Genomic DNA, 24,868 nt, shown 5'->3' on the forward strand with positions numbered 1-24,868 from the left:
CTATTTACTTAAATTCGTTTCAATTCCTTTCAAAGAACCTTCTAAAAGCACAACATTCTTAGCATTAAGTATCTTATAAGTACTTAATTCTGAGGAAGTTATAACTTCAGAACTTTTTAAATTGCGTGACGACAAATATACATTTTTATTTGACTCTCCCAACACAAATAAAGATTTTTTACCTTCAAGCCCTAAAGACTTTAAAACAGAAGTAAAATTCTTTGTTTTTATTGTGTCAAATGTAAAGTCTTCAACAACTGTAATAGCTTTGTCATTAGCCTTAATACTTAGTGCAGATTTACGTGCTAATCTTTTTAAATTCTTATTCAATTTAAAAGAATAGTTACGAGGTCTAGGACCAAAAATTCTACCCCCACCTTTGAAGATAGGAGATTTAATACTACCTGCTCTCGCTGTACCAGTTCCTTTTTGCTTCTTTATCTTTCTTGTACTACCTACAATCTCAGCACGTTCCTTAGCCTTGTGAGTCCCTTGACGTTGATTAGCCAAATACTGCTTCACATCTAAGTATACAGCATGATCATTTGGTTCTATACCGAAAACAGCATCAGAAAGGTCTACCTTTCTACCTGTTTCTTTTCCGTTAATATCAATTACTGCTACCTTCATTACTTCTGAATAGTTACATAAGCATTTTTATGTCCAGGAACACACCCTTTCACAACAAGTAGATTCTTTTCAGTAACTACTTTTAATACTTTTAAGTTTTGAACTTTTACTTTATCTCCACCCATTCTTCCTGCCATTCGCATTCCTTTGAACACTCTAGCTGGATAAGATGCCGCTCCAATCGAACCTGGAGCCCTTAAACGGTTATGTTGACCGTGAGTAGCCTGTCCAACACCGCCGAAACCATGTCTCTTAACAACTCCCTGAAAACCTTTACCTTTTGATGTACCAGACACATCTACAAACTCTCCTTCTACGAAGTGCTCTACTGTTATCGTATCACCTAATTTGTACTCCTCATCAAAACCTTGGAATTCGACAACTTCACGTTTAGCAACAGTTCCTGCTTTTTTAAAGTGACCTAAAGCCGCTTTTGTAGCATTTTTGTCTGCTTTGTCATCGAAACCTAGCTGAACAGCTTTGTAACCATCAACTTCTTCAGTTCTGACTTGGGTAACCACGCATGGTCCAGCTTCGATAACTGTACATGGAATATTCTTTCCATTTTCGTCGAAGATGCTGGTCATACCGATCTTTTTTCCTATTAACCCAGACATATTTATTAATTATTAATTAGTATTTCACTTATTATTTTGCAAAAAAACAGGGTCAAAATACTTCAACCCTGAATGTATTCTTTTGCCGTTTTTCCCTCGCACGCAGCTTGGGACATTTATCGTAAGATTTTCTTACTTAGAAGTTTTTATCAAACTTTGATTTCAACTTCAACTCCACTTGGTAATTCTAGCTTCATTAACGCATCAATTGTTTTTGAAGACGAGCTGTAAATATCCAAAAGTCTTTTATAAGAACTTAATTGAAACTGCTCTCTAGATTTCTTATTAACGTGCGGAGAACGTAATACTGTAAAAATCTTTTTATGTGTTGGTAATGGAATCGGGCCTGTAACCACAGCTCCAGTACTCTTAACGGTCTTAACAATCTTCTCTGCAGACTTATCCACCAAATTATGATCGTAAGATTTTAGTTTTATTCTAATTTTTTGACTCATTTCTGTAAAATTAAGCGTTAACTCCTTTTGCTGCTGCAATCACTTCTTCTGAAATATTAGAAGGAGTCTCAGCATAGTGAGAAAATTCCATAGTAGATGTTGCTCTACCAGATGACAATGTTCTTAACGTAGTAACATAACCAAACATTTCTGAAAGTGGCACAGTAGCTTTTACAGTTTTTGCACCTGCTCTATCACCCATATCACTAACTTGTCCTCTACGTCTGTTAAGATCACCTACGATATCACCCATATTTTCTTCTGGAGTAATAACTTCTAATTTCATAATAGGCTCCATTATCACAGCTTTTGCAGCTTTTGCCGAGTTTTTAAACCCTAACTTAGCCGCCAATTCGAATGACAATTGATCAGAATCCACATCATGATAAGAACCATCTTTCAACGTTACTTTCATAGCATCAACTTCATACCCAGCTAAAGGACCATTAGCCATCGCCATTTTGAATCCTTTCTCAATTGAAGGTATAAATTCTTTAGGAACGTTACCACCTTTAATTGTAGATTCAAACTGAAGACCTACTTCACCTTCAGCAGCTGGTTCAATTGTAAATACAATATCTGCGAATTTACCACGACCACCAGATTGCTTTTTATAAACCTCTCTGTGATCAGCAGCCTGAGTAATAGCTTCTTTGTACTCAACCTGTGGTTGACCTTGATTAACTTCTACTTTAAATTCACGCTTTAAACGATCAACAATAATATCTAAGTGAAGCTCACCCATTCCAGAAATAATTGTCTGTCCTGAAGCTTCGTCTGTTCTTACTGTAAACGTTGGATCTTCTTCAGCAAGTTTTGCCAAAGACATACCTAACTTATCTACATCAGCTTTTGTCTTAGGCTCCACTGCAATACCAATTACTGGATCCGGGAAATCCATAGATTCCAAAACAATAGGATTCTTTTCATCAGTCATAGTATCACCAGTCTTGATATCTTTAAACCCTACAGCAGCACCAATATCACCTGCCTCAATAAAATCAATAGCATTCTGCTTATTAGAGTGCATTTGATAAATACGAGAAATACGCTCTTTTTTACCAGAACGGTTGTTCAATATATAAGAACCTGCATCTAAACGACCCGAATATGCACGGAAAAATGCTAAACGACCTACAAAAGGATCTGTAGCAATCTTAAAAGCTAAAGCTGAGAAAGGTTCTTTCACATCAGGCTTACGTGTTTCTTCTTGATCAGTATTAGGGTTAACCCCCACGATACCTTCTTTATCTGTTGGAGAAGGCAAGTAACGACATACCGCATCTAATAAAAATTGAACTCCTTTATTCTTAAATGCAGATCCGCAAATCATAGGAATGATAGACATATCCATAACAGCAGCTCTAAGTGCAGCGTGTACTTCTTCTTCTGTAATAGAATCCTCATCTTCCATAAATTTTTCAAGAAGATTCTCATCATAAGCCGCAACCTCTTCTATAAGCTTACCTCTTAATTCAGCCGCTTCTTCTTTTAATTCTTCAGGAATATCGATTACATCAAAAGTAGATCCTTGTGTTTCATCATGCCAAACGATAGCACGATTTTTTACTAAATCTACAATACCTTTAAAATCCGCCTCGTCACCAATATTCATTACAATTGGCACAGCATTAGACCCTAACATATCTTTAACTTGCTGACATACAGCCATAAAGTTAGATCCTTGACGATCCATTTTATTCACAAATCCAATACGAGGCACTTTATAATTATCAGCCAGTCTCCAGTTAGTTTCTGATTGAGGCTCTACACCATCTACAGCACTAAATAAGAATACTAACCCATCAAGAACACGTAATGAACGATTTACTTCTACCGTAAAATCAACGTGCCCTGGAGTATCAATAATATTAAAATGATATCCTTTGGTATCCGAAACTGCCTGACCATTTTCTGTAGGAAACTTCCACTCACAAGTGGTTGCAGCAGAAGTAATAGTAATACCTCTTTCTTGCTCCTGTTCCATCCAGTCCATTGTTGCAGCCCCATCGTGCACCTCACCTATCTTATGACTCACCCCAGTATAATACAAAATACGTTCGGTAGTCGTAGTTTTTCCTGCGTCAATATGCGCAGCAATTCCTATATTTCTTGTATATTTTAAATCTCTAGCCATTTCTGTTCGTGATTAAAATCTAAAGTGTGAGAATGCTTTATTTGCTTCAGCCATCTTATGAGTATCTACTCTCTTCTTTACCGCAGCTCCTTCTTCTTTTTCTGCTGCAATTATCTCCGCAGCAAGTTTCTGAGCCATAGACTTTTCATTTCTCTTACGAGAAAATTGAATCAACCACTTCATAGCAGTAGATATCTTTCTATCAGGTCTAATTGGGTTAGGAATTTGGAAGGTAGCACCTCCAACACGACGACTTCTTACCTCTACATGTGGCATTACGTTAGACAACGCATCTTTCCACATCTCTAAAGCGGTTTTTTCTTCGTTCTGTTTTTTCTCTTCTACGATATCAATAGCATCATAGAAAATTTTGAAAGCAACCGATTTTTTTCCGTCCCACATCATCATGTTTACAAAACGAGTCACTAACTGATCGTTAAAACGTGGATCCGGCAAAATAGGTCTTTTTTTAGCCTTTCTTTTTCTCATGTCTTCTTCTTAAAGTTTTTTAATTACTTCTTAGGGCGTTTTGCACCATACTTAGATCTACGTTGCGTTCTTCCTTCTACACCAGCGGTGTCTAAAGCTCCACGTACAATGTGATATCTAACTCCTGGTAAATCTTTTACCCTTCCACCTCTAACTAATACTATCGAGTGCTCCTGTAGATTGTGACCTTCACCACCGATGTATGCGTTTACTTCTTTACCATTAGTTAACCTAACACGAGCTACTTTACGCATAGCTGAATTTGGTTTCTTTGGTGTAGTAGTATAAACACGCGTACAAACACCGCGGCGTTGCGGGCACGAATCCAAAGCAGCCGATTTACTCTTCTTAGTTATTTTGGCTCTACCTTTTCTTACTAATTGTGAAATTGTTGGCATAATTTGCTTTACACTATTATTAAAATATTTTTAATTACCTCTTTTATGAGGGCTGCAAAGGTAGAAATATTTTTTATCAATTCAAATCCTAACGCATTAATTTTCAAACAGATTTAAAATCATATTGTCTAACCGTAAGAAATCCCTGTATTTTCCGTTATTTTAGCAGTATTAAAAAGAAATTTGAAAACTCATTCGTTACACATCCTTGTCCTTATTATATGTATACATTCATTTTGTAGCGCACAAAATCCAATTATAAACCTAAGCATTAAAGGAAAAGACACTCTAGAAACACAAAAAATAGACAGCACCCAATACACTAAGACTTTCAAAAACTTTCTAGATTTAAAAGAAGAGATAATAAAAACTCAAAAGAAATTACTAGAATCAGGATATTTAGACTCTCAACTATTAGAACTAAAAAAAACATCTGACTCCACATTTAGAGGTGTTTTCGAGCTAAACAAAAAATACAAAAAAATAAGAATCCAATACAACAAGGAGTCTATACCGCGTAATATCCTAGAACAAATATCCACAGAAATTACGGAAAAACACTTCTCGATACCCTTAAAAAACACAGAGAAAACAATTCAATTCCTAACAAACTTCCTCGTAAACCAAGGAAATACATTTAGTAATTTATCATTAATAGGAATCACAAAACACGGCAACGAAATATCCGCAAAACTGATTAGCTCAAAGAGTAACATAAGAAAAATCGACGACATTATAATCAAAGGATACAGCAAGTTCCCTTTTTCTTACTTAAAATATAATAGCAGAATACGCAAAGGGGCAATTTTTAAAAAGAATGATATTTTAAAAAAATCTCTAACAATCGACAACCTAGGTTTTGCCAAAAACATCAAGGCACCAGAAGTTCTATTCGAAAAAGACTCAACAAAAGTATACTTATATTTAGAAAAAAAATCAGCAAACAATTTTGATGGTTTTCTTGGATTCTCAACAGACACAGAATCCAGAAACTTGGAACTAAACGGATATCTAAATCTAAATCTTGTCAATAATTTAAATTTTGGAGAAAGACTAAATCTAATCTACAAAAGCGACGGAAATGAACAACAAAGGTTTCAAGCTAATATCACGCTACCTTACATCCTTAAAACACCAATTGGTATTGAAGCAGGCCTAGAAATATTCAAAAAAGATTCCAGCTTTTTGATAACCGAGCAAAATATCAATCTTAATTACCTAATCAGTGATAAAAATAAAATATGGCTAGGGTATTCCTCAGTTTCCTCAAACAACCTTCTTGACAACCCCCTGCCTTCACTCAATATCAACGATTACGACTCATCATTCTTCGGAATAGGCTTCAACCACACCAGAAGACAAAACAAAAACTTATTCCCAATAAAAAATTTTTATAATATAGAAATTGAATTTGGATCAAGAAGAACTGATAACACTAATTTAAATCAAACAAAAGGTTCCCTTAGTCTTGGTTCTATTTTCGAATTAAACCAAAGAAACTCTGTACTAATAAAAAACACTGCTTCCGTTATTTTTTCTGACAACCTATTTACAAATGAACTTTTTAGATTTGGAGGTATTAATTCAATTAGAGGATTTGAAGAAAACAGCATCAACGCCTCCCTTTTTAATGTTTTAAACACCGAATATCAATACATCCTATCTTCGAACTTGTACATCCATTCGATTATAGATTATTCCTATTTTGAAGACGAAACCAACAAAATATCAGACAACCTCACAAGTTTTGGAATAGGCCTTGGCTTAAACACACAAACTGGCCTATTTAAAATAATTTTCGCAAACGGAAAAAGCAGTGATTCCAACTTCAAATTCTCCAACACAAAGGTTCATTTAAGCCTAAATGCATCATTTTAACAATAATCTTCCTTAAAAAAATCACAAAAATCAATAACCAAAAAAAGCCTATACCCCCTCAAGATCGGAGATCTTTCGCCCTAAACCAAAACCTTATTCATCTTAGAGTACCAAAGGACTTAGAAACAGAAAAAGCTGTATTACCACCGCCCAAAACCAAAACACCAAGCAACAGATAATACTCTCAAAACAAAAGCCTTACAACCTCTAAGAAAAAAACAAGCACTCCATTTTTGAAATCAAAATTTTCGGACCAAAATATCACGTAACACTGTTAACAAAAAAGCAAAAACCACCCACTACAACGTTATAGTAGGATTTCACATTATATTAACCAGACGTGAACAATAATTTAATTTTTAACTAAATAAAAGTTGTTTAATTAAGATATTATTATGATTTTTGGCATTGGCTAATTCAAATAAATTATAAAATGAGAACAAAGTTTAGAGGAATTCTAACGCTATTGCTGGCGTTTGTAGTGCAACTAACGTTTGCACAAGAAAAAACGATCTCAGGTAATGTAACCGACAATAGTGGGTTACCTCTGCCAGGGGTAAATATCGTTGTAAAGGGTACTAGTAAGGGTACGCAATCTGATTTTGATGGTAATTATACCATTCAAGTAAACAGAGGAGCTGTACTTTCATTTAGCTACCTTGGATTTACAACAAAAGAAGTTGTTGTTGGAGACGGCGACACGGTAAATGTTCAATTGGCTGAAGATGCAGCGACACTGGAAGAAGTGGTTGTTACTGCGCAAGGTATTCGAAAAGCTAAAAAAGCCTTAGGATATGCGGTAGCTACGATTGCATCAGAAGATATTGCATCTCAACCTCAAACCGATGTAGTAAGATCACTTACTGGAAAGGCGCCAGGAGTGAATATTACACAAACATCTGGACTATCCGGTACTGGTACTAATATTATTATTAGAGGGTATTCTTCTATAAACGGAAATAACCAACCTTTATTTGTTGTTGATGGTGTACCATTCAATTCTGACACCAACAGTTCTGAAGGATTTACTACAGGTGGAGCTTCAGCTTCAAGTAGATTTCTTGATATAGACCCTAATAATATTAAGGAAATTTCTATATTAAAAGGATTAAGTGCAACAACGCTATACGGACAAGCAGGTAGAAACGGTGTAGTTTTAGTAACTACTAAATCTGGAGCCGCTCAAGGAGGCGCTAATAAAAAATTCGAAATTACGTTTAATCAATCTTATTTTTCAAATGAGATTTCAGATTTACCTGATTTTCAAGATTCTTATGGAAATGGATTTAACCAAACGGCATCGGCAGCATTCTCTAATTGGGGAGCAGATTTTAATCAGAGAATAGCAGGTGATGGGGTTGCCGCTGATGGAACTATTGCCCATCCATACGATCGCTCAGATTTAAATGCAGTTTTTCCAGAATTCGTAGGAGCGAGATATGACTACAGACCATACGATAACATCGAGCCTTTTTTCCGAACTGGTAATGTAGTAACTTCTTCTTTATCTGTTTCTTCAGGTAATGACACTTCATCTTACAACATCAGTGTTGGTAGAACAGATGATGAAGGTTTTGTTATTGGTAACAAATACCAACGACTAAACTTTAGTGCTGGAGGAAGTACTAAACTTTCTAATAAATTTACAATTAGTAGTTCATTTAACTACGTATTAACTGATTTAATAACTCCTCCAACATCTGCCGGTTTTGGAAGTAATGCAAATGATGGAGCGGCTAGTTTATTTGCAAACATTTTGTATACCCCGAGAAGTATCGATTTATTCAATCTGCCTTTTCAAAACCCTGTTGATGGTTCTAGTGTTTATTATCGTACTGATAATAGTATTCAAAACCCGAGATGGACTCAACAAAATGCTCGTAACATTGAAGATACTAGAAGATTTTTTGGAAACTTTACGGCTTTGTATGAGTTTAACGATTGGCTTAATTTAAGTTACAGATTATCACTAGATTCTTATGTTCAGGATGAGGATAGATATGTAAATAAAGGTGGTACTCAAGCACCCGGTGGATTTTTATCAACTTTTGTAACTTCAAATACAGTTTGGGATCATACATTAAGTTTAAACTTTGACAAAGACCTTAATGATTCTTGGGGACTAAGTGGTAACCTTGGATTTAACCCAAGGAGAGAAGAAAGAAAAAGAGATTTCACCAGTAGTACTGAACAATTTGTATTCGGTTTAATTAATCACCAAAACTTTGAAGAAACTACTGGTTTTAGTGATTTAAGAGAATTTAATATCGTTGGAGCATATTTATCAGCTACTGTAGATTACAATGACTACTTATTCCTTAACGTTGCTGGTAGAAATGATTGGTATTCTTCATTACAGAAAGAAAACAGATCGATCTTTTACCCATCTGCAAGTTTATCTTTTGTACCAACTAGTGCTTTCGAAGGTTTAAGAGGAAGTAAAGCTATTAATTATTTAAAATTAAGATTAGGATATGGATCTTCAGCAGGTTTCCCTGATCCTTACGCTACAGTAATTGGATTAGATAGTAATGCTAATACATTTATTGATCCAAATGGTGGTGCAATAATTAATTCACTATCCGAAGCAGACAGACTTGGTAACGCAAACTTAAAACCAGAATTAATCACTGAATTAGAAGCTGGTGTTGAAGCTAAGTTATTTGACAATAGAGTTTCGTTTGATGTATCTGTTTATGACAAACGATCAAAAGATTTAATACTTAATAATAGATTTCTTGATCCTTCAACAGGTAATACAGTAACTTCCGACAATGTTGCTGAAGTTTCTAACCAAGGACTTGAAGTTGGATTTGGATTAACGCCAATAAGAGGAAATGACCCTGATGATTTTAGATGGGATATTTCTGGTCAATATACAATAAATGAAAATATTGTTGAGAGTTTAGGTGGTGAATCTGAAGGTGAAGTTATCGCTGGATTTATTGGATTCGGTAACTATGCTATTCCGGGAGAAGCTTATGGTGTTATATTTGGAACTACATATCAGAGAGATGACAACGGAAATAGAGTTGTTGGTGCTGACGGTAACTATATAGCTAACCCTGAACCAACGATTATTGGTGATCCTAACGCAGATTGGAGAGCTACTTTAATAAACAATTTCAGTTATAAAGGATTTACTTTAGGAATGCAGTGGGAATATACTCATGGTGGTGATATTTATTCTACAACAGCTGGTGCTTTACTTCCTCGTGGTTTAACAACCGATACTGATTTTGACAGAACACAAACTTTCGTTCTTGATGGAGTTCAAACAGATGGATCGGTTAACACAGTTCAAATAAATGCTACGGATTTATACTTTAACAATATAGGTGTAGCTTCCGCAGGAGGAATTAACGAAAGAGGTATTTACGATGCAACTACATTAAGACTAAGAGAAGCTACTTTAGGCTATAATGTTCCTAGTAAATTTTTAGATAAAACTCCTTTTGGTAGAGTTTCAATATCTTTTATAGCACAAAACATGTGGTATAAAGCGTTCAACTTCCCAAAGGGTATTAACTTTGATCCAGAAGTTACTAGTTTAGGTGTTGGTAATGGTCAAGGATTTGATTACTTAACTGGTCCAACAGCTAAAAGATATGGTTTCAACTTATCGTTAACTTTTTAAGATAACATAGATAATAAAGTTTATTATGAAAAAAATATTTAAATATTTCAGTCTCTTTGTAATTATAAGTATAATTACATCTTGTGAGACTACAGAACTGGATTTAACAGTAAATCCGAATCAAGTAGGTCAAGAAGACGTTGATCCTGACTTCTTATTTAACAACGTCCAACTTTCATTCTATAATTTCGTAGAACAAGCTGCTGGATTTACCTCATTTGCATCAGATCTTACCAGAATGCACGCTGCAACAGGAGGAGCTATATATTCTGAAGCATATAGCCCACTTGGTTTTGATGCAGTATGGGAAGCTGCTTATGCGGACGTATTAAAAGATATATCTTCTTTAGAACCATTAGCCGCTGATATTAACTTAACATACCACCAAGGTGTTTCTAAAGTGATAAAAGCATATACAATTGTTACTTTAGTTGATCTATTCGGAGATGTTCCTTTTAGTGAGGCTTTACAAGGAAATGACAATCTAAATCCTAATGCAGACGATCAAGCTCAGATTTACATTGATGCTCTTAATGAATTAGATTTAGCGATTGCGTTATTAAATACTGAACCAAGTTCATTCCCTCCTCTAGATTTATTTTATGGTTTAGGTGGTGATGGTACTGATGCTACAACTCAGGCGAAATGGGTTACTGCAGCAAATACTTTAAAATTAAAAATATATTTAACTGCAAGATTAAATGGTACTGCTATTAATACAGATATAGCATCTGAAATTAACACTTTGATCGCAGAGGGTAATTTAATAGATGCAGCCGACGAAGATTGGCAACTAAATTACGGTGGTAATAGACAAAATCCTGACAATAGACATCCTGCCTATGCAACTTTCTACGAGAATGATCCAGGAGGACAATATGTTTCGAATTACTACATGTGGACAATGTTATTTGAAAAACCATTAGAAGATCCAAGAACACCTTTTTACTTTTTCAGACAGGATCTTGATGCTACTAATGAAGATAATTTTACATTACAATGTGCAACCGCAGCAACACCTCCTCATTATTTTGGTGTGACTTCTCAATACGATGGAAACAATACTGTTGTCCCATTCTGTGTTACCGACATAAACAGAGGATATTGGGGAAGAGATCACTTAGATAACGCTGGATTACCACCTGACTCAAATAAGAGAACAGTTATGGGGTTATACCCTGCTGGTGGTAAATTTGATGATGGTTCTGGAGGATCCGTACAAAATGAAGGAGCTGATGGATCTGGTGGTGCAGGAATTACACCAATCTTAACATCATCTTTTGTGAACTTTATGCTTGCTGAAGCAGCTTTAACTCTTGGGACTACAGGAGACGCACAAGTATATCTTACTCAAGGTATCGCAGATAGCTTTAGCAAAGTAAGTAATTTTGCAGGTAGTGCTGAATCTGTTGGAAATCTTGCTTTATATCAATCATTTGTTGATCAAGAATATCTAGCATCCATGGACGACGAACAAAGATTAGAAATAGTTGCTAAAGAGTATTATCTTGCATTATTTGGTAATGGTATTGAAGCCTATAATATGTATAGAAGAACGGGATATCCTGCAAATTTACAACCTTCATTATCTCCAACTCCTGGTGATTTCTACAGGTCTGCTCTATATCCTAGCGATTATGTGAATGCTAACACTAATGCATCACAAAGACAAAGAACAGAACAAATCTTTTGGGACACGAATCCTGCAGGATTTATCAATTAAAAACATATGAAAATGAAATTAATAAATAAATTTTTAGTTCTAGGTGGATTATCAATTGGTTTACTATTTAATAGTTGTACTGATGACGAAAAACTACCAAATCCTTTAGAAGCATCTGATGTAGAAACAAATGGTGCTTATTTAAAAACCATATCCTCATCATTCGTAGTAGATTTATTCGACATTGATGGATCTGGATTTGAAGTAACTCTAGAAGAGCATGATGCTTTAAATGATGGAAGCTTAATACAAGATGTTGATGTATATGTAAGATTTACTGACAACACTGTTGATGAAGATGGTACAACTACTCCAATGGATCCAGATGATGACATTGATAACAGTAAAGACGAAATTCTTTATGAAACTATCCCGTCATCCGCTTTTTCAATGAATAGTAATAGCCAGCCTGAGGTAACGTATCAAACTACTATGCCAGAAGTTTTGACTGCTCTTGGATTGATTAATGACAATCTTGATGGTGCTGATAATTTTTTCGTAAGATTTACGCTTAATTTAACAGACGGAAACTCTTATACTACAACAAATACCGGTACTAACATTGTTAGCCAACCTGTATTTAACTCTCCTTTTGAATATCAAGGATCTGTTGTTTGTGTATTTGATGAGCCAGCTTTTTTTACCGGTACTTATATGATAGAAACTACAGTTAATGGTGCATTTGGATCTGTATTTGATGAAACAGTAGAAATTACAGTTGATGAAAATGACCCTACAAAAAGAAGATTTGATGGAGACTGGAATGGATTTGGTCTAGACAGAAATTATAGTTTCTCTTTAGTATGTGGTAAAATTATTTGGGATGCAGCACAGAGTACAGGATTACAGTGTCCAGGCGGACCTATAATCGCTTTAGGAACTGCTACTACAAATACTGAATTTGATACTACATTTACAGATGACAATAGTTTCGAGATCAATATGACAGAAGACACATCTAGTTGTAGTGGTCCAGCTGCTGGACTTGTACAAGTTCGTTTTACAAGAATATAAAATTTATAGTTTAAAATACAATAAATTAACTAGAACATCCCGATGAAAATTTCATCGGGATGTTTTTTTATACACTATATTTGTTCTCTATGAAAAATGAATCAAAAATTTTTGGTATCCGAACGGTTTTAGAGGCCATAAACTCGGGAAAAACAATTGACAAAATTTTTATTCAAAAAGGTCTGCAAGGTGATTTATCAAAAGAATTAATAAGCTTACTGAAAAGAGAAAATATTAATATCTCCTATGTTCCTGTAGAAAAACTCAACCGATTAACTAATAAAAATCATCAAGGAGTTGTAGCACATATCGCACCTATTGAATTTCAAGACTTGGAAAACTTAGTATTAAATGTGATTGAATCTGGTGAAACTCCTTTGTTTTTAATCCTAGATCAATTGTCCGATGTCCGTAACTTTGGTGCGATCATAAGAACAGCAGAATGTACGGGGGTTCATGGTATTATTATTCAGAAAAAAGGAGGAGCACCTGTAAGTGCAGATACTGTAAAAACTTCAGCAGGAGCAATTTTTAAAATCCCTATTTGTAAAGTTGACCACATTAAAGATGCCATGTTTTATTTACAAGCTTCTGGCATACAAATAATAGCCGCTACTGAAAAGGCAAATTCAACTATTTATGACCAAGATCTCACAAATCCAACTGCAATAGTAATGGGTAGTGAAGGTAAAGGTATATCCAACTCTGTTTTAAAAATAGTGGATCATTCGGCTAAACTACCTATGTACGGTGAAATAGCTTCTCTTAATGTGTCTGTAGCCTGTGGTGTAATTTTATATGAATCAATCCGCCAAAGATTATAAGATCTAAAACTTATTTTTAGTCACCTTTTTTTTCATCTCTCGGATTATACTCATAAATTATTTCAACACTTTCATCATTCAACTCTTCTTCTGGTAAAATTTCTATAAAGTTCCCATTTTCATCAAAATGTTTTAAAAAAGGATCATCTTCTGGATTAAAATCTTTTGTTTCCCAGTGATACTTTTTTTGCTTGGCAATACCTTTTTTTATGCAAAAAGCCAATAATACTCCTACAATTAGACCAGATAAATGCCCTTCCCAAGAAATTTTTGGATCTACAGGTAACGTATACCATATCATGCTTCCATATATAAAAACAACGATAAATGATAGCGCAATTAATCTAAAATGCTTTGCCAGTATTCCTTTAAAAAACAAAAAACCAAACAACATATAAATAACCCCACTCACCCCTATGTGATTAGCAGGTCTTCCAAAAAACCAAGTTAAAACACCTGTTAAAATTGCTCCAAAAAGCAATACTTTCCAAGAGTTTTTGGGATAAAAGAAAAAAAGAGCCATAGATAAAATCAAAAGTGGCAAAGTATTATGCCACAAATGTGATAAATCACCATGAATAAAAGGAGAAAATAATACTCCCCTAACCCCTATCAAGGTTCTTGGATATATTCCAAAACCATTAAAGTCAAAACCAAAACGAACCTCAAACCAAAAAACCACCCAAATTGCTAATACAAACAATAATGGATACCCTACAACTCCAGTACTAAATCTAAAATCACTATTTTCTTCCATAATTTTATTATAATAATCAAAAAACCATCCAAAAATTTAATTACAGTTAAATTGTCAGTAATACAAATATTTATAATAATGAAACGCAGAATAAAGTTAACGATTATGATATTCAATTAAACACTTGTTACCTTTGTAAATATGAACAAACCATTAGCTGAAAGAATACGTCCTAAATCTCTGGAGGAATATTTGAGTCAAGAACATTTAATTGGAGACAATGGTTCTTTGACTAAACAAATAAAAAGAGGAATTATACCTTCTCTGATTCTTTGGGGTCCTCCTGGTGTGGGAAAAACCACTTTAGCTAATATTATAGCCAACGAATCGGATAGACCGTTTTATACACTAAGTGCAATTAATAGCGGAGTAAAAGAAGTAAGAGAAGTTATTGACAAAGCTAAACAAAGTGGTGGATTATTTACTTCTAAAAACCCTATACTATTTATAGATGAGATTCATCGTTTTAGCAAATCTCAGCAGGATTCTCTACTAGGAGCTGTAGAAAAAGGTTGGATCACGTTAATTGGTGCAACTACAGAGAATCCTAGTTTCGAAGTAATTCCAGCATTGTTATCTCGTTGCCAAGTGTATGTTCTTAATGCCTTTGGAAAAGAAGAATTAGAAGCATTGCTAGAGCGGGCAATGCAACAAGACGAACACCTTTCATCCAAAGACATAAAACTAAACGAAACAGATGCCTTATTAAGATTAAGTGGTGGAGATGCAAGAAAACTATTAAATATTTTTGAGCTTATAGTCTCTAGTCAAGATCAAGACAAAATTATAATAACTAATGATCTTGTTTTAAAACTTGTACAGCAAAATACTGTCAGATATGACAAAACAGGAGAACAACATTATGACATCATCTCTGCTTTTATTAAATCTGTTCGTGGTAGCGACCCCAATGCAGCGGTTTATTGGTTAGCAAGAATGATAGAAGGCGGAGAAGACCTTAAATTTCTTGCCCGTAGAATGATAATATTAGCATCTGAAGATATTGGCAATGCTAACCCAACAGCCTTAATAATGGCTAACAATACGTTTCAGGCAGTAACTACAGTTGGATATCCCGAAGCAAGAATTATTTTAAGTCAATGCGCAGTGTACCTTGCTACTTCTGCAAAAAGTAACGCTTCCTATATGGCTATTAACAAAGCGCAACAGTTAGTAAAACAAACTGGTGACTTATCCGTACCATTGCACATAAGAAATGCGCCAACTAAATTAATGAAAGAATTAGGGTATGGAGAAGATTATAAATACGCGCACAATCACGAAAACAACTTTATTAACCAAGAGTTTCTTCCTGAGTCAATAGAAAACACTAAGCTCTATGAACCTGGAGATAACCAGCGAGAAAATGCATTTAGATCTTTTCTTAAATCCCGATGGGGAGAAAAATATAACTACTAATATTATTGACGAGCAAAAGTATCCGTTATCAACCTACTAGTTGCAGGATTAACTCGATCAAGAATAAAATTTCCATACGAATCAAAATAGCCAACACCGCTTAAATCTCCTGCTCGTACTATATAATTATTATCTCTACTAGATTTATATATTTTACCAATAGAAACGGATCCATCAGCATTCTTTTTTAACAATTCAAAACCATATGTTTTTTTCTCAAATGCATATATACTCTCATTATAAACATATGACAAAGATTTAGCCTTGGACACATCTCCTTTAGAAACCTTACTTTCGGCTTTCTTAATTATCTCCTCACTATTTTTAGCAATTGCATCTTTAGAAGGTACGGTCTGATTAACAGAAGGTAATTTATCTTTAACAACAATATCGCTTTTAGCAGGATTATTCTCCTTTTTACCATTATACTTATAGTTGAGAGCTTCTATATCCTTAAAAGCATCTCTAAGAGCTTCATGGTATGATTTTTTAAACTCTTTCTCTCTACTAGTTCCTTCTTTTGTACTGAATACGACAATCCCATTACAATCAATTAAATCGACTATAAGTTTTGTCTTTAATAATCCTGAATTTTTCCTCACATCTGCTCTTAGCCCTTTACAACCATTCATTCTTAAATCTTCTGGCAAATCTTCTCCTCTAATAAATGCTGTAAATCCATATTTTTCAAATAAAAATTTGGTTAATGAATTTAATTGATAATCATCGTTTTCCCTTAAAAAAACATATCCTTCAGGCACTATAACATATTTATAATCATTCACAGTACTCTGCGCCGAAAAATTAATTGTAAAGAAAAAAGAAAGCCCAAAAAATAAAACACGTATTATATTCATCACATTATTACATTAAATCCTAATTGAATAGATGCCCCCCTGGCATCTGCAAGATTAGAATATTCTAAAAGATTATTTGCCGAAATATAGAAATTAATTTTGTTAATATGAGTAGACATTAAAAATCCAACGTTTTTATAAGAGTAATCGTCCACTGTATAAGTAACTTTCGCTTTTAAAAAATTAGATAAGCGTTTATAATAAAATAAAGAAGCAGCGTATTGCGGTCTTTTAGGTCTAAATTGAGAAAACAGTTGCAAACCAAAAGCATCTTGATAAGGAGGATCCTCGCCTTCTATAAAGCAATTACAAGTCCCATCATCATATCTATTAAAAGAATATTTAATAGAACCATTAAGTTTTAGAGGACGTAAAGCAGCATAACTAGTATTTAAAGTATCAATTGGAATCGCCTCTTCTAACTCATCTAAAATATCCTGGCCATTATCATCTGTAATTGGAGTTTCGAATCCTTCAAAAACAAAATTACCTCTTGCCTGATATGTTTCAACATCCTTAGTATAAAAAATCATCCCTAAATCAGTTGCACTACCCGTAATGGTCCATTGATCTTCTAACTTATAGGTAAACCCAACATCGACACCAATCCCCAAGTTACCTCCAAGAAATGCTCTACCCAAAAATTTATTTAGAACTTGTTTTGATCCATCCGAGTTATCTTCCGATTCGATATCCCTCAAAGAAGCATATCCCGCCGTTTGAACACTTACATCTGCATTACTAATTACATGTTGGTATATATTATTTCCTTGTGGAGTTTCTATAGTAGTAAACGTACCTCTATTTTTGGTACTTCTAAAATTAAATATGCTAGAATACAATTTTGCTCTTGCACCGAAAGTGAGTTTTTTATTTACTTTTTTATTATAACCAAAATGATATACTGTGAGTAACTCTCCAGTAGCGCTTACATTAGAAAATCGAAACGGTACATTTATAAAATCTTGATTTCCTTGATAAGCCAATACTGCAAAATCTTTAGGAAAATATACAATCAGGTCTAGCTCTTGATATAAACCAGCAGAGTAATATAAATCTTTATTACGCTTACTTCTCCAACCAAAATTAATAATATCCAATTGCTGGGTAAATGTAAAGTAATCTTTACTTGTTAATGTATTTATAGTATTCTCTATCTTATCATTAATATCCTTACCATCATCAGCGAAAACATCATAAAGAGAGGTTCCCCTAAATCCAACATTGAAATGAATTTGCGATAAAAACGGTACTCCAGCATGGTATTTAAAATTTACATCCGCACCAGGATTAAGCATTAATGATTGCGGCAAATCTGTAAAATCATATAAGGTTTCCTTGTTCTGAGAATATCCCGAGTATCCCAATAAACCTAAGCAAAGGCATAATAAGATTCTCATAATTCGTAATTTACATAATAACTAGCTTTAGACCTTATATTTAAAACACCTCTTAAATCGGTATTGAGAGTTGGTACAATAATCTCTGTTGCAATTTTTTGGGCAGATGATAATTGATTTAACGTAGCATTATCCAATACAATTGGATTAGGAACAGAGAACGACACTACGGGCTCTGTACCTTCTCCCATCCCAGCTTGCACAGGAACACTATATAATTGGCCTAATGGTTGTTCACCTTCTGTTAAAAACTGAAACTGAAGCGTAAAAGATCTTTGAATTGTATTGCGAACCTCTATAGTTAGCTCTACTCTATCTAAATTATCGATTGCAAAATCAGTCCCAACTAAATCGTAATTAATAGTATCTCTTAGAACATCCGGAGGAATTGTAAAATCTGTATCCGAAGGAAGGCCATCAGGTATATAATCGGACACATCAAATTCTGAATAAATAAAATCTGCTTCAATTACAGGTGTGAGAACAACATCTTCGAGTTGCTCAAAATCTAGTTCCTTTACGCAGGAAACTGTTGTTAAAACTGCACTAAAAAGTAGCAGTAATAAACTGGCTTTTTTTGTTTTCATCTGGGGGGAGTTGTTTAGTATTAACGAAAATATACAAATATTTATTACTAAATATATCTTTTTATTTCATTTAATTCAGAAACTTGTATTGCGGATTCTGGTAACTTTTCTTTATGATAATTAAAACATATTGCTTTAATTCCCAATGATTCGGCACCAACAATATCAGCTTCGTAATTATCTCCAATCATTAAACTATTAACAATATTCGCGCCAGAAACCCTAATTGCATGTTCAAATATTATTGGATTTGGTTTCTTAACTCCCACATCTTCACTATTTGTAACTGTGTTAAAATAATGATTGATTTCGGAGTTAGAAAGCTTTGTATTTTGGACCTCTCTAAAACCATTGGTAATGATATGCAATTGATATTTAGGCATTAAATATGTCAACAGCTCTCTTGCACCAGCAATAAGGTAATTATTCAATGGTAAAAAATTAATATAATCATCTGATAAAGCATCGATAATCTCTAAAGGAAATTGCATCTCAAAAGCAGCAAAAGCTTCTATTAAACGACCTCTTCTAAGTTCTGTTTTAGTAACCTGTTCTTCTCTATAGAGTTTCCAATAGTGCAAATTTATAGGTTGATAAACAACTAAAAAATCATTTACGGGAACTGATATTTGGAATTTAGTAAACATCAACTCAAAAGCCAAAGTAGAATTTTTATCAAAATCCCATAGCGTATGATCTAAATCAAAAAACACATGATCAATCTTTTTTATCTTCATCTTGATTCCAAATAAACTCAAATATTGATTCCCAAAAACTCTGCTCATTAAGATCACTAAACAAACCATTGCTAAAAACAGGAATAAATAATCCGTTTACTTTTTTTATCTTTTTAATATAATCTAGTAATTCTTGCTTTACTGTAAACTCATTTTCTGCCTTATCAAAACTTTTAGCAGTGCAACAAAAAGAATGTATCACTAAAGGAGTTTGCACCTCGTAATCTAAATCATAAAACATAAACGGGGTACATGTTCCTGCTCTAAACCCTGCTTGCTCAGGATAACCCATAGAAAAATCTTCCTTTATCTCTAATTCAATAAAATTTCTATAGGCTTCTGGTAGTTTTATTTTATAAAATGAACATAGAGAATACAGCATCTGTCTATTCACAATATTCTCTATTCTTGTTTTTTCTTCTTTTAATATTTCTAAATCCGAGATAGCATCATACGACACTTTAAGTCCTACGTTTACATAATCAGAAACGTGCTTGATAACTTTTCGGTGTTCTGGATTACTATGACTAATGTTTTTTTCAAGGTTAGTATAATCACCTAAACCAAAAAACACAAGACAGTCTCTTATTTTATTTTTCTGTAAATTAATTATAAAATCAAATGTATTATAAGGATCTTTCTTTATCCCTAACATTACTTTAAATCTATCCGTGACATCACTTATTTTTAACTGCCATAAATCACGTAAACCACCACCAATTGATCTTAAAATTCCTTTTTGCCAATAAGCAAAAGTTTGATTGATATACAATATAGGATGTATTCTAAATTCTTTTTCTTGGAATACTATGTCCGAATACTTTTCTTTTAGAATATTCTTAAATTCAAACGCCCATATATCAACCACCGGTTCTTGCAAAAATCCATGTTGGTAAGCTATACTTTCTGTAGCTGTAAATCGACCAAGCTCATCTTTTACGTGCGGAAGGTATTCCTCGTATCTGGTTAATAAGTAAAAACTAGCTGCAAAAATATCAAAAGGCAAAGCAGTATCAGGATGTTTAACCTGAAAGAAACATTGGGTTTCTCCCCAAGGAATCACTTGAATATCCACCTCATTAAATCCATGTTCGAAAAGTAAATCTACACTCTGAAAGTAAAGTTCCTTTCCTAAGGGCTGTTTACCATAAGAAAGTTTAGGTCCATCATGAGCAATGAAAGATTCTATCTTAGAAGTAAAGTCTACTTCCAATCCCAAAATTCGCTTACAAATATGCTTAAAAGTATAAGATACTCTCGGAGTTATTTTTTGAACATAGACTAATAACATATTCTCAATTATAGTATTGCTTCATCTGCAAAGCTAAAATACTCCTTTTCTGTTATTATCAAATGGTCTAATAATTTAATATCTAAACTAAGTCCGGCTTGTTTTAGTTTTTGAGTTAATGATTTGTCAGACTGACTCGGGGTTAATGAGCCACTCGGATGATTATGAGTTAATATTATCGAAGTTGCATTAAATTCTAACGCATATCTAAATACAATTCTAGGATCCACCAATGTACCGGTTTTTCCTCCTACACTTATTTGTTTCTTTTGTAATACTTTATTCGAATTATTAAGATACAATACCCAAAACTCCTCATGTTCTAAATCTCCTATAAGAGGACTTAGTATATCAAAAACATCTTTACTTGTACTAATCTTGGGTATAACCGGAACAATTTCTTCCTTTCTTCTTCTCCCTAGTTCTAAACCTGCTACTATCGATATTGCCTTAGCTTCTCCTATTCCTTTAAAACTCATCAACTGTTTGATAGATAATTTTCCTAACGAATTAATTTGATGATCAACACTTGCCAAAATTCGTTTACTTAATGCTACAGCGCTTTCGTCACGGTTCCCAGAACCAATCAAAATTGCTATCAGCTCTGAATCAGTTAACGAATTCTTCCCTTTAACCAACAATTTCTCTCTTGGTCGATCATTTTCACTCCATTTCCTAATAGAAAATGACGAATTAAGCTCACTCATATAATTTTTTTATGCAGTTTTATTCCCTATAACTTTCAACCTATAAGTATAAACTATTTATCTCAAATACAAGATATTATTGCCTAAAAAATACAAATGAAAACGGAATATCTTGTCGATATTTAAATATTCATCATACATATATTTGTTTGAAAATGAAAGTTTTACTATATTTGACCACCCATAATCTAAAAACAAAGAATTTAACAACTTCAAATTAACCTATTTATGAAGAACATTTTTACTTTCGTATTATTATTGGCTACTATTAGTTTTTATGGACAAGACAGAAAACGTATTAGCTTTCTAAATCTAGTAGGAAACCACATACAAGTACCAAGAGGATGTCAAGCACAATCAGAATATGAACTACAGGCTTGTAATGGAACCTCTATTAAATGGGACTATTACAGTGATGATATGTTAACCGCAGTTTTTGATGCTACTATAGACGCATTTGGAGCTGATAACACTTCCAAAACAGCAGTAACTTTTACTTCTTTTGGATCTCAACTAACAGGTTTCAAATTTAAATCAGGTACGACTTTTCAATATTTCTTAATGGGAAAAATTAAAGAGCAACCGTTAATGATTAATCTCGGAACACCTCAAGATATTTCTGCCAATGGAGATTTAGAAGGAATTCTAAAACTTGTTTTCGAGAAAGTAGGTTAATACCAAATCTTTTTTATTTCATAAATATTGATTAAGAAGTTATTTAGCAATAGCTTAGTATTCTTATATACTATTTTTAAAATAATTCTATTATTTTTGAGTAGTGAATACTAAACTACATTGATATGAAATCTCTTTTTGACGAAACTACGAAAAACGAAATAGAAGAACGTATTCATAGGCTATCTAACACGAGTACTCCTTCTTGGGGTAAAATGGATATTTCTCAAATGTTTTATCATTGTCAGTTTCCTCTTAAAATAGCTCTTAAAAAGGAGTATCCATCAATGAAACCTAGCTTACTGGCTAAATTATTCTTTAAAAAATCTTTGTATAACGACAAACCTTGGAAAAGGAGTTTACCTACTCATCCCAAATTAAAAGTTGTAGACGCTAAAGTTTTTGATCAGGAGAAAAAACATCTTGTAGCGCTTGTTAATGAATTCTCTGAAAAAAGAACCGTTTCAGAATGGGATCCACATCCTATGTTCGGAAAATTCACAAAAGATCAATGGGGAAAAATGCAGTACAAGCATTTAGATCATCATTTACAACAATTTAACGTATAGTCTGTGTATCCACCAAAACACCATCAAGACTATAATTTAGAAAACATCAAAAGCGTAGCGACTACCTACCCTTTTGCTACATTAGTCTCAGCTCAAGAAACAAAACCTTTTATTACACACGCTCCTCTTATATTTCATGGAGACAAACTGGTTGGCCATATTGACGCAAACAATCCTCATATAAGTTTACTAAAAGATAATTATCCTATCACAACAGTTTTTCAGGGGCCTCAGACATATATCTCGCCATCTATATACACAACAAACCAATTGCCGACTTGGAATTATATAATTGCACATGCCACAGGAATTGTTAAAGAAATTAAAGATCCAGAATTAATAAAAAAATCAATGGTCATTATGACTGATTTTTTAGAAAACCCTGATCAAAATTTCAAACTATCCATAGAGGATTCCAGAATGGATCGCTTAATTCCTTATATACATACTTTCGAAATTGAAGTACAAGACTGGGAAGGAAAATTTAAACTAAGCCAGGACAAAATACCTGAAGATATCGAAAATGCAAAACAGGAGTTGATTAAAAACAATCAAAAAAACGTTGCTGATTTTGTAAATGAATTATTTAAAAAGCATTTTTAGATTACATCATTCCTTTTATCTCATCAAAATCTAACCCGCCATAATTACCACTGCTCATCAGTAACAAAGCAGCATTAGTAAAATCTTTTTGGTGCAAGTATGCTTTAAACTCTTCGGGATTTGTATAAATAATAAGATCTTTTCTATTAAATGCTTTTGCTATTTGATCCGCTGATACTTCTTCCAGTTGTTTTATTTTTACTGCATTAGGCGAATAAAAAACTACAGCTTCATCTGCAAAATCCAGTGCACCTTCATATTCTTTTAAAAACTCTGCATTAAGACTACTATACGTATGCAACTCCAAACAAGCCACAACCTTTCTATCTTTATACTGTTCTTTAACCGCCTTAGTAGTTGCACTTACTTTAGATGGACTATGTGCAAAATCTTTATAAGCAACTGCAGTATCACTTTCTGCAATTTTTTCTAACCTTTTAGAAGCTCCCGTAAAAGAAGCTATGGCTTCAAAGAACTCATCCTCATCAACACCCATATGTTGACAAATCCATTTTGCACCAGCCAAATTACTCAGGTTATGAGCCCCAAAAACTTCTATAGGCATCTCTCCTTCTGGAGTTTGCAGAAGAGTCTCTCCATTCTCCACCCTATATTCTGGAGTATTGTAAGCTATTTTTCGAATTTGGTTTTCAGAATTCTCCACTACTTTAACAACCTCTGGATCCTCAGAATTATAGTTTATACTTCCTCCACGAACTATACTATCCACAAAAATCTGAAACTGTTCTACGTAATTTTCGAATGTTGGAAATACATTAATATGATCCCAAGCAATACCACTAAGCAATGCTATATTAGGTTTATATAGATGAAATTTGGGTCTTCGATCTATAGGCGAAGAAAGATATTCATCACCTTCCAAAACCATAAAATCATTTTCTTCAGTTAAATGAACCATCGTATCAAACCCTTCTAACTGGGCTCCAACCATATAATCTACTTCTTTATCGTGATAATGCAATACATGAAGAATCATAGAAGTAATCGTAGTCTTACCATGAGAACCTCCTATCACCACTCGTGTTTTACTCTTAGACTGTTCATACAGAAATTCTGGATATGAATATATTGTTAATCCTAACTCTTGCGCTTTACGCAACTCTGGATTGTCTTCTTTTGCATGCATTCCAAGGATGATCGCATCAATATTAGAAGTAATTTTTTCAGGATACCAACCGAAAGCTTGTGGCAATAGTCCAAATCTATCTAATCTAGATTTTGAAGGCTCAAAAATTACATCATCACTCCCTGTTACCTCATCTCCTTTTTGATGCAACGCCATAGCTAGATTGTGCATCGCACTACCTCCTATAGCAATAAAATGTACACGCATAATTATATTCTTAATTCAAAAAAGTAAAGATACAATCTACATTTAATTATAAAAGAAAGTAAAACCTAAAATAAGTAAAAGGTTTTGTTCGTATTTATAAACGATCATAA

The 24,868-nt window shown here is 33.7% G+C and carries 23 protein-coding genes; 9 read left to right on the forward strand and 14 right to left on the reverse strand.

What is annotated here, in order from left to right:
- The 6 genes from rplD to rpsL form a co-directional block, all read right to left on the reverse strand.
- Positions 1-630, reverse strand: coding sequence for a 50S ribosomal protein L4 (rplD, locus tag H526_RS0108160; protein ID WP_027392552.1), 630 nt, complete (start codon positions 628-630; stop codon positions 1-3).
- Complete coding sequence (gene rplC, locus H526_RS0108165) at positions 630-1,247, reverse strand: 50S ribosomal protein L3 (protein WP_027392553.1); 618 nt, start codon at positions 1,245-1,247, stop codon at positions 630-632. Before rplC ends, rplD begins: the two co-directional genes overlap by 1 nt.
- Positions 1,248-1,396: 149 nt before the next feature.
- Entirely contained in the window at positions 1,397-1,702 is a 306-nt protein-coding gene (rpsJ, locus tag H526_RS0108170; RefSeq protein ID WP_010181931.1) for a 30S ribosomal protein S10, read from the reverse strand.
- Positions 1,703-1,712: 10 nt separating this feature from the next.
- Entirely contained in the window at positions 1,713-3,839 is a 2,127-nt protein-coding gene (fusA, locus tag H526_RS0108175) for an elongation factor G (RefSeq protein ID WP_027392554.1), read from the reverse strand.
- Positions 3,840-3,851: 12 nt separating this feature from the next.
- Positions 3,852-4,328, reverse strand: coding sequence for a 30S ribosomal protein S7 (rpsG, locus tag H526_RS0108180; RefSeq protein WP_027392555.1), 477 nt, complete (start codon positions 4,326-4,328; stop codon positions 3,852-3,854).
- Positions 4,329-4,351: 23 nt separating this feature from the next.
- A complete protein-coding gene (gene rpsL, locus H526_RS0108185) occupies positions 4,352-4,726 on the reverse strand; it encodes a 30S ribosomal protein S12 (protein ID WP_024770883.1) in 375 nt (124 codons plus the stop codon).
- Between the two features lie 183 nt (positions 4,727-4,909).
- Between rpsL and H526_RS0108190 the strand changes: the two genes are divergently transcribed.
- The 5 genes from H526_RS0108190 (at position 4,910) to rlmB (ending at position 13,802) form a co-directional block, all read left to right on the forward strand.
- The gene (locus H526_RS0108190) at positions 4,910-6,604 is read left to right on the forward strand and encodes a ShlB/FhaC/HecB family hemolysin secretion/activation protein (protein ID WP_051336056.1); all 1,695 of its coding nucleotides are present in this window, start codon (positions 4,910-4,912) and stop codon (positions 6,602-6,604) included.
- A 433-nt stretch (positions 6,605-7,037) separates the two neighbouring features.
- Positions 7,038-10,241: a SusC/RagA family TonB-linked outer membrane protein gene (locus tag H526_RS0108195; RefSeq protein WP_027392557.1), complete on the forward strand. Its 3,204-nt coding sequence runs from the start codon at positions 7,038-7,040 to the stop codon at positions 10,239-10,241.
- 25 nt (positions 10,242-10,266) lie between these two features.
- A complete protein-coding gene (locus H526_RS0108200; RefSeq protein ID WP_027392558.1) occupies positions 10,267-11,964 on the forward strand; it encodes a SusD/RagB family nutrient-binding outer membrane lipoprotein in 1,698 nt (565 codons plus the stop codon).
- 12 nt (positions 11,965-11,976) lie between these two features.
- On the forward strand, positions 11,977-12,978 hold the full coding sequence (locus H526_RS0108205; protein WP_027392559.1) for a hypothetical protein: 1,002 nt from the start codon (positions 11,977-11,979) through the stop codon (positions 12,976-12,978).
- 89 nt (positions 12,979-13,067) lie between these two features.
- Complete coding sequence (gene rlmB / locus H526_RS0108210) at positions 13,068-13,802, forward strand: 23S rRNA (guanosine(2251)-2'-O)-methyltransferase RlmB (protein WP_027392560.1); 735 nt, start codon at positions 13,068-13,070, stop codon at positions 13,800-13,802.
- 16 nt (positions 13,803-13,818) lie between these two features.
- On the opposite strand, the gene H526_RS0108215 is transcribed toward rlmB, so the two are convergent.
- Positions 13,819-14,559, reverse strand: a complete 741-nt coding sequence (locus tag H526_RS0108215) for a rhomboid family intramembrane serine protease (RefSeq protein ID WP_027392561.1) — start codon at positions 14,557-14,559, stop codon at positions 13,819-13,821.
- Positions 14,560-14,700: 141 nt separating this feature from the next.
- Between H526_RS0108215 and H526_RS0108220 the strand changes: the two genes are divergently transcribed.
- The gene (locus tag H526_RS0108220) at positions 14,701-15,978 is read left to right on the forward strand and encodes a replication-associated recombination protein A (RefSeq protein ID WP_027392562.1); all 1,278 of its coding nucleotides are present in this window, start codon (positions 14,701-14,703) and stop codon (positions 15,976-15,978) included.
- 2 nt (positions 15,979-15,980) lie between these two features.
- On the opposite strand, the gene H526_RS28655 is transcribed toward H526_RS0108220, so the two are convergent.
- From H526_RS28655 to radC, 6 genes are read right to left on the reverse strand one after another with little or no spacing between them, the layout of a single operon-like run.
- Positions 15,981-16,835 carry a hypothetical protein gene (locus tag H526_RS28655; RefSeq protein ID WP_051336057.1) on the reverse strand — a complete coding sequence of 285 codons (855 nt, stop codon included), beginning with the start codon at positions 16,833-16,835 and terminating at the stop codon, positions 15,981-15,983.
- Positions 16,835-18,235 carry a DUF5723 family protein gene (locus tag H526_RS0108230; protein WP_027392563.1) on the reverse strand — a complete coding sequence of 467 codons (1,401 nt, stop codon included), beginning with the start codon at positions 18,233-18,235 and terminating at the stop codon, positions 16,835-16,837. The genes H526_RS28655 and H526_RS0108230 overlap by 1 nt, the downstream gene beginning before the upstream one ends.
- Positions 18,232-18,822 carry a hypothetical protein gene (locus tag H526_RS0108235; protein ID WP_027392564.1) on the reverse strand — a complete coding sequence of 197 codons (591 nt, stop codon included), beginning with the start codon at positions 18,820-18,822 and terminating at the stop codon, positions 18,232-18,234. The genes H526_RS0108230 and H526_RS0108235 overlap by 4 nt, the downstream gene beginning before the upstream one ends.
- 47 nt (positions 18,823-18,869) lie before the next feature.
- The gene (locus tag H526_RS0108240; protein WP_027392565.1) at positions 18,870-19,559 is read right to left on the reverse strand and encodes a YjjG family noncanonical pyrimidine nucleotidase; all 690 of its coding nucleotides are present in this window, start codon (positions 19,557-19,559) and stop codon (positions 18,870-18,872) included.
- On the reverse strand, positions 19,540-20,850 hold the full coding sequence (locus H526_RS0108245; RefSeq protein ID WP_027392566.1) for a polysaccharide deacetylase family protein: 1,311 nt from the start codon (positions 20,848-20,850) through the stop codon (positions 19,540-19,542). The genes H526_RS0108240 and H526_RS0108245 overlap by 20 nt, the downstream gene beginning before the upstream one ends.
- Before the next feature lie 8 nt (positions 20,851-20,858).
- Positions 20,859-21,557 carry a RadC family protein gene (gene radC, locus H526_RS0108250; protein WP_027392567.1) on the reverse strand — a complete coding sequence of 233 codons (699 nt, stop codon included), beginning with the start codon at positions 21,555-21,557 and terminating at the stop codon, positions 20,859-20,861.
- A gap of 228 nt (positions 21,558-21,785) precedes the next feature.
- Between radC and H526_RS0108255 the strand changes: the two genes are divergently transcribed.
- The 3 genes from H526_RS0108255 (at position 21,786) to H526_RS0108265 (ending at position 23,404) form a co-directional block, all read left to right on the forward strand.
- Positions 21,786-22,232: a hypothetical protein gene (locus tag H526_RS0108255; RefSeq protein ID WP_027392568.1), complete on the forward strand. Its 447-nt coding sequence runs from the start codon at positions 21,786-21,788 to the stop codon at positions 22,230-22,232.
- Between the two features lie 125 nt (positions 22,233-22,357).
- Positions 22,358-22,801: a DUF1569 domain-containing protein gene (locus H526_RS0108260; RefSeq protein WP_027392569.1), complete on the forward strand. Its 444-nt coding sequence runs from the start codon at positions 22,358-22,360 to the stop codon at positions 22,799-22,801.
- Positions 22,802-22,804: 3 nt separating this feature from the next.
- The gene (locus tag H526_RS0108265) at positions 22,805-23,404 is read left to right on the forward strand and encodes an FMN-binding negative transcriptional regulator (protein ID WP_027392570.1); all 600 of its coding nucleotides are present in this window, start codon (positions 22,805-22,807) and stop codon (positions 23,402-23,404) included.
- A 1-nt stretch (position 23,405) separates the two neighbouring features.
- Here H526_RS0108265 and H526_RS0108270 read toward each other — a convergent pair whose 3' ends face one another.
- Positions 23,406-24,758 (reverse strand): UDP-N-acetylmuramate--L-alanine ligase, encoded by a 1,353-nt coding sequence (locus H526_RS0108270; RefSeq protein ID WP_027392571.1) that lies wholly within the window; start codon positions 24,756-24,758, stop codon positions 23,406-23,408.
- Positions 24,759-24,868: the final 110 nt, after the last annotated feature.

The sequence above is a fragment of the Aquimarina latercula DSM 2041 genome (genome assembly GCF_000430645.1).
Taxonomy (GTDB): domain Bacteria; phylum Bacteroidota; class Bacteroidia; order Flavobacteriales; family Flavobacteriaceae; genus Aquimarina; species Aquimarina latercula.